The 13595-nt window shown below is 58.6% G+C and carries 24 protein-coding genes; all 24 read left to right on the forward strand.

Translation table 11 applies throughout. The annotated features are described in order from the left end of the window. Positions 1-2: 2 nt before the first annotated feature. The 24 genes from tuf to B3605_RS22900 all read left to right on the forward strand — a co-directional run bounded on the left by tuf (position 3) and on the right by B3605_RS22900 (position 13406). Complete coding sequence (tuf, locus tag B3605_RS22785; RefSeq protein ID WP_111561256.1) at positions 3-1178, forward strand: elongation factor Tu; 1176 nt, start codon at positions 3-5, stop codon at positions 1176-1178. A gap of 313 nt (positions 1179-1491) precedes the next feature. Continuing rightward, positions 1492-1800, forward strand: a complete 309-nt coding sequence (gene rpsJ / locus B3605_RS22790) for a 30S ribosomal protein S10 (RefSeq protein WP_003547547.1) — start codon at positions 1492-1494, stop codon at positions 1798-1800. 34 nt (positions 1801-1834) lie between these two features. Beyond that, on the forward strand, positions 1835-2476 hold the full coding sequence (rplC, locus tag B3605_RS22795; protein WP_112941573.1) for a 50S ribosomal protein L3: 642 nt from the start codon (positions 1835-1837) through the stop codon (positions 2474-2476). Positions 2477-2489: 13 nt separating this feature from the next. Next, positions 2490-3110 carry a 50S ribosomal protein L4 gene (gene rplD / locus B3605_RS22800; RefSeq protein WP_018900275.1) on the forward strand — a complete coding sequence of 207 codons (621 nt, stop codon included), beginning with the start codon at positions 2490-2492 and terminating at the stop codon, positions 3108-3110. Beyond that, positions 3107-3400, forward strand: coding sequence for a 50S ribosomal protein L23 (locus B3605_RS22805; RefSeq protein ID WP_018900274.1), 294 nt, complete (start codon positions 3107-3109; stop codon positions 3398-3400). Before rplD ends, B3605_RS22805 begins: the two co-directional genes overlap by 4 nt. Before the next feature lie 11 nt (positions 3401-3411). Continuing rightward, a complete protein-coding gene (rplB, locus tag B3605_RS22810; protein WP_018900273.1) occupies positions 3412-4248 on the forward strand; it encodes a 50S ribosomal protein L2 in 837 nt (278 codons plus the stop codon). A gap of 15 nt (positions 4249-4263) precedes the next feature. Next, positions 4264-4542 carry a 30S ribosomal protein S19 gene (gene rpsS / locus B3605_RS22815; RefSeq protein WP_018900272.1) on the forward strand — a complete coding sequence of 93 codons (279 nt, stop codon included), beginning with the start codon at positions 4264-4266 and terminating at the stop codon, positions 4540-4542. Between the two features lie 2 nt (positions 4543-4544). After that, positions 4545-4937, forward strand: coding sequence for a 50S ribosomal protein L22 (gene rplV, locus B3605_RS22820; protein WP_018900271.1), 393 nt, complete (start codon positions 4545-4547; stop codon positions 4935-4937). Next, a complete protein-coding gene (rpsC, locus tag B3605_RS22825; protein WP_018900270.1) occupies positions 4937-5656 on the forward strand; it encodes a 30S ribosomal protein S3 in 720 nt (239 codons plus the stop codon). The genes rplV and rpsC overlap by 1 nt, the downstream gene beginning before the upstream one ends. 36 nt (positions 5657-5692) lie before the next feature. Continuing rightward, complete coding sequence (gene rplP, locus B3605_RS22830; protein ID WP_003573792.1) at positions 5693-6106, forward strand: 50S ribosomal protein L16; 414 nt, start codon at positions 5693-5695, stop codon at positions 6104-6106. Positions 6107-6118: 12 nt separating this feature from the next. Then, on the forward strand, positions 6119-6319 hold the full coding sequence (rpmC, locus tag B3605_RS22835) for a 50S ribosomal protein L29 (protein WP_016553554.1): 201 nt from the start codon (positions 6119-6121) through the stop codon (positions 6317-6319). A 4-nt stretch (positions 6320-6323) separates the two neighbouring features. Next, positions 6324-6563, forward strand: a complete 240-nt coding sequence (gene rpsQ, locus B3605_RS22840) for a 30S ribosomal protein S17 (RefSeq protein ID WP_018900269.1) — start codon at positions 6324-6326, stop codon at positions 6561-6563. Between the two features lie 262 nt (positions 6564-6825). Then, a complete protein-coding gene (rplN, locus tag B3605_RS22845) occupies positions 6826-7194 on the forward strand; it encodes a 50S ribosomal protein L14 (protein WP_018900268.1) in 369 nt (122 codons plus the stop codon). Between the two features lie 12 nt (positions 7195-7206). After that, on the forward strand, positions 7207-7509 hold the full coding sequence (gene rplX / locus B3605_RS22850; protein WP_018900267.1) for a 50S ribosomal protein L24: 303 nt from the start codon (positions 7207-7209) through the stop codon (positions 7507-7509). Next, positions 7509-8066 (forward strand): 50S ribosomal protein L5, encoded by a 558-nt coding sequence (gene rplE / locus B3605_RS22855; RefSeq protein WP_018900266.1) that lies wholly within the window; start codon positions 7509-7511, stop codon positions 8064-8066. Before rplX ends, rplE begins: the two co-directional genes overlap by 1 nt. Before the next feature lie 32 nt (positions 8067-8098). Further along, positions 8099-8404: a 30S ribosomal protein S14 gene (gene rpsN / locus B3605_RS22860; RefSeq protein ID WP_018900265.1), complete on the forward strand. Its 306-nt coding sequence runs from the start codon at positions 8099-8101 to the stop codon at positions 8402-8404. Between the two features lie 12 nt (positions 8405-8416). Continuing rightward, on the forward strand, positions 8417-8815 hold the full coding sequence (gene rpsH, locus B3605_RS22865; protein WP_018900264.1) for a 30S ribosomal protein S8: 399 nt from the start codon (positions 8417-8419) through the stop codon (positions 8813-8815). 42 nt (positions 8816-8857) lie between these two features. Continuing rightward, complete coding sequence (rplF, locus tag B3605_RS22870) at positions 8858-9391, forward strand: 50S ribosomal protein L6 (RefSeq protein ID WP_018900263.1); 534 nt, start codon at positions 8858-8860, stop codon at positions 9389-9391. A 12-nt stretch (positions 9392-9403) separates the two neighbouring features. After that, positions 9404-9766 carry a 50S ribosomal protein L18 gene (gene rplR / locus B3605_RS22875; protein WP_018900262.1) on the forward strand — a complete coding sequence of 121 codons (363 nt, stop codon included), beginning with the start codon at positions 9404-9406 and terminating at the stop codon, positions 9764-9766. 130 nt (positions 9767-9896) lie between these two features. Next, on the forward strand, positions 9897-10466 hold the full coding sequence (gene rpsE, locus B3605_RS22880) for a 30S ribosomal protein S5 (protein ID WP_018900261.1): 570 nt from the start codon (positions 9897-9899) through the stop codon (positions 10464-10466). A 13-nt stretch (positions 10467-10479) separates the two neighbouring features. After that, positions 10480-10689 (forward strand): 50S ribosomal protein L30, encoded by a 210-nt coding sequence (gene rpmD / locus B3605_RS22885; protein ID WP_016553562.1) that lies wholly within the window; start codon positions 10480-10482, stop codon positions 10687-10689. 16 nt (positions 10690-10705) lie between these two features. Further along, complete coding sequence (gene rplO / locus B3605_RS22890) at positions 10706-11179, forward strand: 50S ribosomal protein L15 (protein WP_016553563.1); 474 nt, start codon at positions 10706-10708, stop codon at positions 11177-11179. A 239-nt stretch (positions 11180-11418) separates the two neighbouring features. Continuing rightward, the gene (gene secY / locus B3605_RS22895) at positions 11419-12759 is read left to right on the forward strand and encodes a preprotein translocase subunit SecY (protein ID WP_018900260.1); all 1341 of its coding nucleotides are present in this window, start codon (positions 11419-11421) and stop codon (positions 12757-12759) included. After that, positions 12756-13406, forward strand: a complete 651-nt coding sequence (locus B3605_RS22900; RefSeq protein WP_026283317.1) for an adenylate kinase — start codon at positions 12756-12758, stop codon at positions 13404-13406. Before secY ends, B3605_RS22900 begins: the two co-directional genes overlap by 4 nt. Positions 13407-13595 lie beyond the last annotated feature (189 nt).

The raw sequence follows: 13595 nt of genomic DNA on the forward strand, positions 1-13595 counted from the left end.
AAATGGCAAAGAGTAAGTTTGAGCGCAACAAGCCGCACGTTAACATCGGCACGATCGGCCACGTTGACCACGGCAAGACGTCTCTGACGGCAGCGATCACGAAGTACTTCGGCGAGTTCAAGGCGTACGACCAGATCGACGCTGCTCCGGAAGAAAAGGCACGCGGCATCACCATCTCGACGGCACACGTCGAGTACGAGACGGCCAACCGTCACTATGCCCACGTTGATTGCCCCGGCCACGCCGACTACGTCAAGAACATGATCACCGGTGCCGCACAGATGGACGGCGCGATCCTGGTTTGCTCGGCTGCTGACGGCCCGATGCCGCAGACCCGTGAGCACATCCTGCTCGCTCGTCAGGTTGGCGTTCCGGCTCTGGTCGTGTTCCTCAACAAGGTCGACCAGGTCGACGACGCGGAACTGCTCGAGCTCGTCGAGATGGAAGTTCGCGAACTTCTGTCGTCCTACGACTTCCCGGGCGACGACGTTCCTGTCGTCAAGGGTTCGGCTCTGGCCGCTCTCAACGATTCGGACAAGAAGATCGGCGAAGACGCCGTTCGCGAACTGATGGCCGCTGTCGACGCCTACATCCCGACGCCTGAGCGTCCGATCGACCAGCCGTTCCTGATGCCGATCGAAGACGTGTTCTCGATCTCGGGTCGTGGTACGGTTGTGACCGGTCGCGTCGAGCGCGGCATCGTCAAGGTTGGTGAAGAAGTCGAAATCGTCGGCATCCGCGCTACCTCGAAGACGACGGTTACCGGCGTTGAAATGTTCCGCAAGCTGCTCGATCAGGGCCAGGCTGGCGACAACATCGGTGCTCTGGTTCGCGGTGTTAACCGTGACGGCGTTGAGCGTGGTCAGATCCTGTGCAAGCCGGGCTCTGTCAAGCCGCACAAGAAGTTCATGGCTGAAGCCTACATCCTGACGAAGGAAGAAGGCGGCCGTCATACGCCGTTCTTCACCAACTACCGTCCGCAGTTCTACTTCCGCACGACCGACGTTACCGGCATCGTTTCGCTGCCGGAAGGCACGGAAATGGTTATGCCTGGCGACAACGTCACGGTTGCCGTTGAGCTGATCGTTCCGATCGCGATGGAAGAAAAGCTGCGCTTCGCTATCCGCGAAGGCGGCCGTACCGTCGGCGCTGGCATCGTTGCCTCGATCATCGAGTAATCATTGAGATCGGCCGTCTCGAAAGAGACGGCCGCTTCGATGACATTATTATGAAGCAAGTGGCTTTAGCCGCTTGCTTATTACAAAGAAATACGGCACATGGCGCGCAAGCGCTGTTTGCGCGCTGCTTCGTTGTTTCGAAGCGGCAGACTGAAGCTAACATAAAGGTGGCCGAAAGGCCTGAAGACTGGATAGGGATGCCGGTTTCCGACGTCCCTCTCGATCTTTGAAACCGGTGGTCCGCCTTTAGGGAAGAAAACAACCCGTGCCTTGAACAAGGGCGCGTAAGTAACAAACACAAGGATAACGTCGAATGAACGGCCAAAATATCCGCATTCGCCTGAAGGCGTTCGATCACCGCATTCTCGACGCTTCGACGCGCGAGATCGTGTCGACGGCGAAGCGCACCGGCGCAAGCGTCCGGGGCCCCGTTCCGCTTCCGACTCGCATCGAGAAGTTTACGGTAAACCGGTCCCCACACATCGACAAGAAGAGCCGCGAGCAGTTCGAGATGCGCACGCATAAGCGCCTCCTCGACATCGTTGACCCGACACCGCAGACGGTAGACGCGCTGATGAAGCTCGATCTCGCCGCTGGTGTCGATGTTGAGATCAAGCTCTGAGCCTAGCTCGAGCTGAGTTGGAAGGATTGAACCGATGCGTTCAGGTGTGATTGCACAGAAGGTCGGCATGACCCGCGTCTATAACGACGCCGGCGAACATGTTCCGGTAACAGTACTGCGTATGGAAGGCTGCCAGGTCGTAGCCCAGCGCACAGTAGAAAAGAACGGCTACGCCGCAGTTCAGCTTGGTGCTGGCACGGCGAAGGTCAAGAACACGTCCAAGGCGATGCGCGGCAATTTCGCTATTGCCAACGTCGAGCCGAAGGCCAAGCTCGCTGAATTCCGTGTCACGGAAGACAACCTGCTTGACGTCGGCACCGAGCTCAAGGCTGGCCACTTCGCCACCGGTCAGCTCGTCGATGTCACCGGCACGACGATTGGTAAGGGCTTTGCCGGCGCCATGAAGCGTCACGGCTTCGGCGGTCTGCGCGCCACGCACGGTGTGTCGGTTTCGCACCGCTCGCACGGTTCGACCGGCTCGCGCCAGGACCCGGGCAAGGTTTTCAAGAACAAGAAGATGGCTGGTCACATGGGCCAGACGCGCGTAACGACTCAGAACCTTGAAGTGGTTTCGACCGACGAAGATCGTGGTCTGATCCTGATCAAGGGTGCAGTACCCGGTTCCAAGGGTGCCTGGATCATCGTGCGCGACGCCGTCAAGTCGGCCGCGAAGTAAGGGAGCCAGACCAATGGAATTCAACGTCAAGACCCTCGAGGGAAAAGACGCAGGGAAGGTTTCTCTTTCTGACGCGATTTTCGGTCTCGAGCCCCGCGAAGACATTCTCGCCCGCGTAATCCGCTGGCAGCTTGCCAAGAAGCAGCAGGGCACTCACCAGGCTAAGGGCCGCGCCGACGTATGGCGCACCGGTGCCAAGATGTACAAGCAGAAGGGTACGGGCCGCGCTCGTCACCATTCGGCTCGTGCTCCGCAGTTCCGCGGCGGTGGTAAGGCTCACGGCCCGGTTGCTCGCAGCCACGAACACGACCTTCCGAAGAAGGTTCGCGCTCTGGGCCTGCGTCTGGCTCTGTCGGCAAAGCTGAAGTCTGATGATGTCATCATCATCGACAACCTGGTTGCTGCTGAAGCAAAGACCAAGGCTCTGGCTTCGACCTTCGCAACGCTCGGCCTGACCAACGCTCTCTTCATCGGCGGCGCCGAACTTGATGGCAACTTCAAGCTCGCAGCCAAGAACATCCCGAACATCGATGTTCTGCCGATCCAGGGCATCAACGTTTATGACATCGTGCGCCGTGGCAAGCTCGTGCTTTCCAAGGCTGCCGTTGAAGCTCTAGAGGAGCGTTTCAAGTGACCGATCTTCGCCACTATGATGTGATCGTCTCGCCGTCGATCACCGAAAAGTCCACTCTGGTATCGGAAAACAACCAGGTTGTTTTCAACGTCGCTAAGACGGCGTCGAAGCCGGAAATCAAGGCTGCAGTCGAGGCGCTCTTCGGCGTCAAGGTCACGGCCGTCAACACTCTGCTCCGCAAGGGCAAGACCCGTCGTTTCCGCGGTTTTGTCGGCAAGCAGAAGGACGTGAAGAAGGCAATCGTGACTTTGGCTGAAGGCCAGACGATCGACGTCTCCACCGGTCTCTGAGGAATAAAAACATGGCATTGAAAACATTCAATCCTACGACCCCGAGCCAGCGTCAGCTGGTCATCGTCGACCGCTCTTCGCTCTACAAGGGCAAGCCGGTCAAGGCGCTGACGCAGGGTCTGACCAAGAGCGGCGGTCGTAACAACCTCGGTCGCATCACGGCTCGCTTCATCGGCGGCGGTCACAAGCGTACGTATCGTCTGATCGACTTCAAGCGTCGCAAGTTCGAAGTTGAAGGCACAGTCGAGCGTATCGAATACGACCCGAACCGTACCGCGTTCATCGCGCTCATCTCCTACGCCGACGGCGAACAGGCCTACATCATCGCTCCGCAGCGCCTTGCTGCCGGCGACAAGGTCATCGCCTCTGAAAAGGCTGTGGACGTAAAGCCGGGCAACACCATGCCCCTGCAGTACATCCCGGTTGGCTCCATCATCCACAACGTGGAAATGAAGCCGGGCAAGGGCGGTCAGATCGCTCGCTCCGCTGGTTCCTACGCACAGCTCGTAGGCCGCGATGCGGGTCTCGCGATCCTTCGTCTGAACTCTGGCGAACAGCGCCTCGTGCCGGGCTCCTGCCTTGCTTCGATCGGTGCGGTTTCGAACCCTGACCACGCCAACATCAACGACGGCAAGGCCGGTCGTACCGTATGGCGCGGCAAGCGTCCGCATAACCGCGGTGTTGTCATGAACCCTGTCGACCACCCGCACGGTGGTGGTGAAGGCCGCACTTCCGGTGGTCGTCACCCGGTTACCCCTTGGGGTAAGCCGACCAAGGGCAAGCGCACCCGGTCGAACAAGTCGACCGACAAGATGATCATGCGCTCGCGTCATCAGCGTAAGAAGTAAGAGAGGAAGTCTCCAATGGCTCGTTCAGTATGGAAAGGTCCGTTCGTTGACGGCTATCTTCTCAAGAAGGCTGAGAAGGTTCGTGAAGGCGGACGTGCAGAAGTAATCAAGATCTGGAGCCGTCGCTCCACGATCCTGCCCCAGTTCGTCGGTCTCACCTTCGGCGTCTACAACGGCAGCAAGCATATTCCGGTCAACGTCAATGAAGACATGGTCGGTCACAAATTCGGTGAATTCTCTCCGACCCGGACCTACTACGGTCACGGTGCGGACAAGAAGGCAAAGAGGAAGTAACGATGGGCAAGGCAAAAGCCGAACGCCGGCTGAAGGACAACGAGGCGCAAGCAGTCGCCCGCACGCTCCGCGTCAGCCCACAGAAGCTCAACCTGGTTGCCGCGGCTATCCGCGGCAAGAAGGTCGAGCGCGCACTCGCTGAGCTGGAATTCTCCCGCAAGCGCATCGCAGGCGCCGTCAAGAAGACGCTCGAATCTGCGATCGCAAACGCCGAGAACAACCATGATCTCGACGTTGACTCGCTGGTCGTAGCGGAAGCTTACGTTGGCAAGTCGATCGTCATGAAGCGTTTCCACGCTCGTGGCCGTGGTCGTGCATCGCGCATCGAAAAGCCCTTTGCGCACCTCACGATCGTTGTTCGCGAAGTTGAAGCCGCCACCGAGGAGGCCGCATAATGGGTCAGAAAATCAATCCGATTGGTTTCCGTCTTGGCATCAACCGTACCTGGGATAGCCGCTGGTTCGCGGACAATGCCGAATACGGTCAGCTGCTGCACGAAGACCTGAAGATGCGCAAGTTCGTCATGAGCGAACTGAAGCAGGCTGGTATCTCCAAGGTGGTTATCGAGCGTCCGCACAAGAAGTGCCGCGTCACGATCCACTCGGCTCGTCCGGGCCTGATCATCGGCAAGAAGGGCGCAGACATCGACAAGCTCCGCAAGAAGCTGTCGGACATGACGAACTCCGAAACGCACCTCAACATCGTTGAAGTTCGCAAGCCGGAAGTCGACGCTGTACTGGTCGCTCAGTCGATCGCTCAGCAGCTCGAGCGTCGTGTTGCTTTCCGTCGCGCCATGAAGCGCGCCGTTCAGTCCGCAATGCGTCTTGGCGCCGAAGGCATCAAGATCACCTGCGCGGGCCGTCTCGGCGGTGCTGAAATCGCTCGTACGGAATGGTACCGCGAAGGTCGCGTGCCGCTGCATACGCTGCGCGCTGACATCGACTACGGCACAGCCGAAGCGGAAACCGCTTTCGGTATCTGCGGCATCAAGGTTTGGATCTTCAAGGGCGAAATCCTTGAGCACGATCCGATGGCCTCCGAGCGCCGCGCACTCGAGGGTGATGCTCAGGGTCCGGCTAGCCGTGACCGCGATCGTCGCCGCGACAACGCTTAATAGCGTTGGTGGCAGATAAGTTCGGAGAATAAGAAAATGTTGCAGCCAAAGCGTACCAAGTACCGCAAGCAATTTAAGGGCCGCATCAAGGGCGTCGCCAAGGGTGGTTCCGACCTCGCCTTCGGTGAATTCGGCCTTAAGGCTCAGGAGCCAAACCGCGTAAATGCACGCGAGATCGAAGCGGCCCGCCGCGCGATCACGCGCTACATGAAGCGTGCTGGCCGTGTGTGGATCCGCGTGTTCCCGGATGTTCCGGTAACCGCAAAGCCGACCGAAGTCCGTATGGGTAAGGGTAAGGGCTCTGTTGAATATTGGGCATGCAAGGTCAAGCCAGGCCGCATGATGTTCGAGATCGACGGCGTCAGCGAAGAAATCGCTCGCGAAGCGCTTCGCCTCGGCTCTGCCAAGCTCTCGGTCAAGACGCGCTTCGTACAGCGCATTGCAGAGTAAGGAGCAAGGCACATGAAAGCCGAAGAAGTTCGCGGCCTGACGGCCGATCAGCTCAAGGACAAGCTCGCCGACCTGAAGAAGGAGCAGTTCAACCTGCGCTTCCAGAAGGCCACCGGTCAGCTCGAAAAGTCCTCCCGCGTCAACGAAGTTCGCAAGGACATCGCCCGCGTGAAAACCATTGCCCGCCAGAAGGCGGCAGAAGCAAAGGCCTAAGAATATGCCGAAGCGCATCCTGCAGGGCGTCGTCGTTGGCGACAAGAACGAGAAGACTGTAGTTGTCCGCGTTGAGCGTCGTTTCGCTCATCCGCTGATGCAGAAGACCGTTCGTCGTTCCAAGAAGTACAAGGCCCACGACGAAAACAATCAGTACAAGATTGGCGATACCGTATCCATCGAGGAATGCGCGCCGATCTCCAAGGACAAGTGCTGGACGGTCATTTCCGGCCAGGCAAAGTAAGAATTTCTCGCGAGGCCTTGCGTCTCGCGGAAATTTCTGTATGAAGCAGCGTCAGAACGCTCGTTCGTCGAGCGTTCTTTTGCTTTGAGCGCACGGAAGGTCCCGTTTGGGAAACCACCCTGGCACGATCGATCCCGCGCTAGTCAAGCTAATGCCGTGTTTTCGCCTGCTCTCGTGGCAAGCGGCCGGCTGACAATTTTCATATGCCGGGGTAGGGGGCGACAGCCCAACCATTCCGGTAAACACAAGAAGGCGACCTGATATGATTCAGATGCAAACAAACCTCGACGTGGCGGATAATTCCGGCGCACGTCGTGTCATGTGCATCAAGGTGCTGGGCGGTTCTAAGCGCAAGTATGCCTCGATCGGCGACGTTATCGTCGTTTCGATCAAGGAAGCTATTCCGCGCGGCCGCGTGAAGAAGGGTGACGTGATGAAGGCGGTTGTCGTTCGCACCGCCAAGGAAATCCGTCGCGTAGATGGTTCCATCATCCGCTTCGACACCAATGCAGCAGTCCTCATCGACAACAAGAAAGAGCCGATCGGCACCCGTATCTTCGGACCGGTTCCGCGCGAACTTCGCGCCAAGAACCACATGAAGATCATCTCGCTCGCTCCAGAAGTTCTGTAAGGAGCACGAACGATGCAAAAGATTCGTAAGGGCGACACGGTCGTCATGCTCGCAGGCAAGGACAAGGGCCGCACTGGCGAAGTCCTTCAGGTTCTGCCCAAGGAAGATCGCGCCGTAGTCCGTGGCGTCAACGTCGTGAAGCGCCACCAGCGCCAGACGCAGACGCAGGAAGCCGGCATCATCAGCAAGGAAGCCTCGGTTCACTTGTCCAACGTCTCGATCATCGACAAGGACGGCAAGCCGACCCGCGTTGGTTTCAAGGTTGTTGACGGCAAGAAGGTCCGTGTGGCCAAGCGTTCCGGTGAGGTGATCTGATGGCTCAGGCAAAGTACGAGCCGCGGCTCAAGAAGGAATATGTCGAGCGCATCCGTGCGGCGATGCAGGAGAAGTTCTCCTACGCCAACGAGATGATGATTCCGAAGCTCGACAAGATCGTAATCAACATGGGTGTTGGTGAAGCAACGGCTGATTCGAAGAAGCCGACTGTTGCCGCAGCTGACCTGGCCGCTATCGCTGGTCAGAAGCCGGTCATCACCCGTGCACGCAACTCCATCGCTGGCTTCAAGGTCCGCGAAGATATGCCGATCGGCGCAAAGGTTACCCTGCGCGGCGCTCGCATGTACGAGTTCCTGGACCGTCTCGTGAACATCGCGCTTCCGCGCGTTCGCGACTTCCGCGGCCTGAACCCGAAGAGCTTTGACGGCCGTGGCAACTTCGCCATGGGCATCAAGGAGCACATTGTGTTCCCTGAGATCAACTACGACAAGGTTGATCAGATGTGGGGCATGGACATCATCGTTTGCACGACGGCCACCAAGGACGACGAAGCACGGGCTCTGCTCACAGAGTTCAACTTCCCGTTCCGTCAGTAACCGTAACGACGAGCGTAGAAAAGGAACCACACATGGCGAAGACCAGCGCAGTTGAAAAGAACAAGCGCCGCCGTATTACGGTCGCCAACCAGGCCGCTAAGCGCGCCGAGTTGAAGGCGATCATCATGAACCAGGCTCTTCCGATCGAAGACCGGTTCAAGGCCTCGATCAAGCTGGCATCCCTGCCGCGCGATGGATCGAAGACCCGTATTCGCAACCGTTGTGAAGTATCGGGCCGTCCGCGCGCATACTACCGCAAACTGCGCATGTCGCGTATCGCGCTGCGTGAACTCGGCAATCTCGGCAAGGTGCCGGGCATCGTCAAGTCCAGCTGGTAAGGAGCAGGTTAGATGACAATGACTGATCCGTTGGGCGATATGCTCACCCGCATCCGTAACGGCGCTTCCCGCCGCAAGTCGTCGGTCTCGACGCCTGCTTCGAAGCTCCGTGCACGTGTTCTCGATGTTCTCCAGGCTGAAGGCTACATCCGTGGCTACGCTCTTGTCGATTTCGGCAATGGCAAGTCTGAAATCAACATCGAGCTGAAGTACTACGAAGGCGCATCGGTGATCCGTGAGATCGGCCGTGTGTCCAAGCCGGGCCGCCGGGTTTATGTCTCGGTCAAGTCCATTCCGCAGGTCGCGAACGGTCTCGGCATCACCATCCTTTCGACTCCGAAGGGTGTGATGGCTGATCACCAGGCTCGCGAACAGAACGTTGGTGGCGAGGTTCTTTGCTCGGTATTCTAATACCGAGCATCGATCTCCATAGCGAACAGACAGGATATAAAAATGTCTCGTATCGGTAAGAAGCCCGTTCAGATTCCTGCTGGGATTACGGCTACGGTCGAAGGCCAGAAGGTTACTGCAAAGGGCCCGAAGGGCGAGCTGTTCTTCGTCGCAAACGACGAAGTCGGCGTTAAGCTCGAAAACAATGCGGTTGTCGTGACGCCGCTCACGCAGTCGAAGGATGCTCGTTCGAAGTGGGGCATGTCCCGCACGATGATCGAGAACATCTTCACGGGTGTTAAGGACGGCTACGAGCGCAAGCTCGAAATCAACGGCGTTGGTTACCGCGCGTCGCTCCAGGGCAAGAACCTGCAGCTCGCTCTCGGTTTCAGCCACGACGTGGTTTATGAGCCGCCGGTCGGCATCACGATCGCTGTGCCGAAGCCTACTGAAATTGTTGTCACTGGCATCAATAAGCAGCAGGTCGGCCAGGTCGCCGCTGAAATCCGCGAATACCGCGGTCCTGAGCCTTACAAGGGCAAGGGCGTCAAGTATGCCGGCGAACGTATCGTTCGCAAAGAAGGCAAGAAGAAGTAAGGATCACGCGAAATGGCTAGCAGGAAAGAAGCACTTGCACGTCGTGCCAACCGCGTGCGCCGTCATCTCAAGTCGGTGGCCAATGGCCGTCCGCGCCTGTCGGTTCATCGCTCCTCGAAGAACATCTACGTTCAGGTTATCGACGATGTTGCCGGCAAGACCCTCGCGGCTGCCTCGACGCTCGATAAGGACCTGCGCGGTTCTCTGAAGACCGGTGCTGACACCGCGGCAGCTGCCGCCGTTGGCAAGCTCGTCGCCGAGCGCGCCTCCAAGGCTGGTGTCAAGGAAGTCGTATTCGACCGTGGCGCCTTCATCTATCACGGCCGTATCAAGGCCCTGGCAGATGCAGCCCGCGAAGGCGGTCTGACCTTCTAATGAATTTCCGGCCGGAGCTCAGCGCTCCGGCCGGATTTTAACCGGACCGCAAACGCTCCTCGATAGGGGAGGCTGCTGCGGTCCTCGTGTTGTCTGCCGTTCCACCCGCAAAAGAAAAAGGAAAAGGACAATGGCACAGGAAAGAAAAGGTTCGCGCGACGATCGCCAGAACCGCGAAGAGCGCGATAGCGAATTCGTCGACAAGCTGGTCGCGATTAACCGCGTCGCCAAGGTCGTCAAGGGCGGCCGTCGTTTCGGTTTTGCAGCCCTCGTCGTCGTCGGTGACCAGAAGGGCCGCGTAGGCTTCGGTCACGGCAAGGCACGTGAAGTGCCGGAAGCAATCCGCAAGGCAACTGAAGCTGCCAAGCGCGAACTGATCTTCGTACCGCTGCGTGACGGCCGTACGCTGCATCACGACGTTCACGGCCGCCACGGCGCCGGCAAGGTTCTGCTTCGTTCGGCCAAGGTCGGTACCGGTATCATCGCCGGTGGTCCGATGCGCGCTGTTTTCGAAACGCTCGGCGTGCACGACGTCGTCGCCAAGTCGACCGGTTCCTCGAACCCATACAACATGGTTCGCGCTACCTTCGACGCTCTGAAGCACCAGGTTCACCCGAAGGACATCGCAGCACAGCGCGGCATCAAGTATGCAACGCTTCAGGCTCGCCGTGCCGCTTCTGGTAACGCTTCTGAAGAATAAGAGGAGCTGATCCATGGCCAAGGCTACAAAGAAGACCGAAGCAAAGACGGTTACCGTCGAGCAGATCGGCAGCCCGATTCGCCGTCCGGATGTCCAGCAGCGCACGCTGATCGGTCTCGGGCTGAACAAGATGCACCGTCGTCGCACGCTGGAAGATACCCCTTCCGTTCGTGGCATGATCCGTGCTGTCCAGCATCTCGTTCGCATCGTCGACGAGAAGTAAGCAGGGAGTATTCGCTATGAAACTCAATGAAATCAAAGACAACGAAGGTTCGACCCATAGCCGCAAGCGCCTCGGCCGCGGTATCGGTTCGGGCTCCGGCAAGACCGGTGGTCGCGGTGTCAAGGGTCAGAAGTCCCGTTCGGGCGTAGCCATCAACGGCTTCGAAGGCGGTCAGATGCCAATCTACCGTCGTCTGCCGAAGCGCGGCTTCAACAACATCTTCAAGGCCGACTTCGTTGTCGTGTCCCTGGAGCGTGTTCAGGCTGCTATCGACGCTGGCAAGCTCGACGCCAAGTCCACGGTTGATGCAGCAGCTCTCAAGGCTGCCGGCGTTATCCGTCGCGTCAAGGACGGCGTTCGCGTTCTCGCCGACGGCGAGCTGAAGGCAAAGGTTAAGTTCGAAGTTGCTGGCGCTTCCAAGCCGGCAGTCGAAAAGATCGAAAAGGCTGGCGGTTCCGTCACGCTTCTTTCTGCCGCAGCTGCAGAATAATTTAATCTATGATAAACCGCCCGGGGTGCTTCACACCGGGCGGTTTTGCTCCCATATGTGAGCCTCACAAAAACCGGTCGGATGCACGTGCGTCAAGACAGGTTGAACGAACAACAGGGTGAGGCATAGGTTGCGCCCGCAATCCGTCCGAAGCCCGCTTTTGAATAATTCAGAAATGCCGATCCGGCGTTCTGCCTTTCGCTTGGTCAGAGCCCGAAACCGGTAGCGCGGAGATACGCATGGCGTCTGCAGCGGAACAGTTGGCTTCCAACCTCAATTTCTCGACCTTCGCCAAAGCCGAGGATCTCAAGAAGCGCCTGTGGTTTACACTGGCAGCTCTCCTCGTCTATCGGTTGGGAACGCACATTCCGCTTCCCGGCCTCAACCCGCAGGCCTATGCACAGGCCTTCCAGGGTCAGGCAGGCGGCATTCTCGGCCTCTTCAACATGTTCTCGGGCGGCGCTGTTCAGCGCATGGCGATTTTCGCGCTCGGCATCATGCCTTACATTTCCGCTTCGATTATCGTTCAGCTGATGACCTCGGTCGTGCCGGCGCTCGAAAACCTGAAGAAGGAAGGCGAGCAGGGTCGCAAGATCATCAACCAGTACACCCGCTACGGCACGGTGCTTCTCGGCACGCTGCAGGCCTATGGCATCGCCATTGGTCTTGAGAGCGGGCAGGGGCTCGTTGTCGATCCGGGCATCTTCTTCCGCGTCTCCACGGTCATCACGCTGCTCGGCGGCACGATGTTCCTGATGTGGCTCGGCGAGCAGATCACCTCGCGCGGTATCGGTAACGGTATCTCGCTCATCATCTTCGCCGGCATCGCCGCTGGCCTGCCTTCGGCTCTTGCCGGTACGCTCGAACTCGGCCGCACAGGCGCGCTGTCGACGAGCCTCATCCTGCTGGTCATCGTCGTTGCGATCGCCGTCATCGCGATCATCGTCTTCGTCGAACGCGCCCAGCGTCGCCTTCTGATCCAGTATCCGAAGCGCCAGGTGGGCAACCGCATGTTCCAGGGCGATACCTCGCACCTGCCGCTGAAGCTCAACACCTCGGGCGTTATCCCGGCGATCTTCTCCTCCTCGCTGCTGCTCCTGCCGGCAACGATCGCGGGTTTCGCCAGCACCACCAACATGCCGACCTGGGTGACCTCCATCGTCGCGGCACTCGGCCACGGCCAGCCGCTCTACATGCTCCTCTACGGTCTGCTGATCGCCTTCTTCGCCTTCTTCTATACGGCCATCGTCTTCAATCCGAAGGACACGGCCGACAATCTGAAGAAGCACGGCGGCTTCATCCCGGGCATCCGTCCCGGCGAGCGCACCGCCGAGTACATCGATTACGTGCTGACCCGCATCACGGTCATCGGCGCGATCTACCTCGTATTCGTCTGCATTCTTCCAGAAATCCTCGTGTCGCAGACAGGGATCCCATTATCCCTCGGTGGCACTTCGCTTTTGATTGTCGTTAGCGTAACTCTTGATACGGTCGCGCAGATTCAGGGTCACCTGATCGCGCAGCAGTACGAAGGCCTGATCAAGAAATCGAAGTTGCGTGGAGGAAAGAGGGGTCGATGAGACTTATACTTTTGGGGCCGCCGGGCGCGGGTAAGGGGACTCAAGCTCAGCGGATCGTGGAAAAGTACGGCATTCCGCAACTTTCCACGGGTGACATGCTTCGCGCCGCCGTTCAGGCCGGTACCGAAGTCGGCAAGCGCGCCAAGGCCGTCATGGATGCTGGCAAGCTGGTCTCTGACGACATCGTCATCGCAATCGTGTCGGAACGTATCGACCAGCCCGATTGCGAGAATGGCTTCATCCTCGACGGTTTCCCGCGCACGCTGGTTCAGGCCGATGCGACGGAAGCCATGCTCAAGGGCAAGGGCATCGAACTGTCGAAGGTCGTCGAGATCCAGGTCGACGACGCTATCCTCGCGGACCGCGTTTCGGGCCGTTACACCTGTGCGAACTGTGGTGCCGGCTATCACGACACCAACGTCAAGCCGAAGGTGGAGGGGGTCTGCGACCGCTGTGGTTCGACTCACTTCAAGCGTCGTCCCGATGACAACCGCGAAACCGTGGTGACGCGTCTCGGCGCTTACTACAAGGAAACATCGCCGCTGATCGGCTACTACTATGCCAAGGGCAAGTTGCAGTCGGTGGATGGCATGGCAGACATCGATCACGTCACCGGCGAGATCGAGGGCATACTTTCGAAGCTGTAAGGCTTTGGAAATAAAACTTGGCGGGAGCGGTTGCTTTTCAGCACTGATTCCGTTAAACACCGCGCCAACTCGCGATATCTGATGCGATCGGCGCGGACTTCCGATAGGAATTCCGGGTTCGATCGTTTTGACTTGTTGAGAACCTGAATTGTAATTGCGGCCTTTCAAGGCCGTGTAACGAGACACCAC

Source organism: Rhizobium sp. UBA1881 (assembly GCF_002338015.1).
Taxonomy (GTDB): Bacteria; Pseudomonadota; Alphaproteobacteria; order Rhizobiales; family Rhizobiaceae; genus Rhizobium.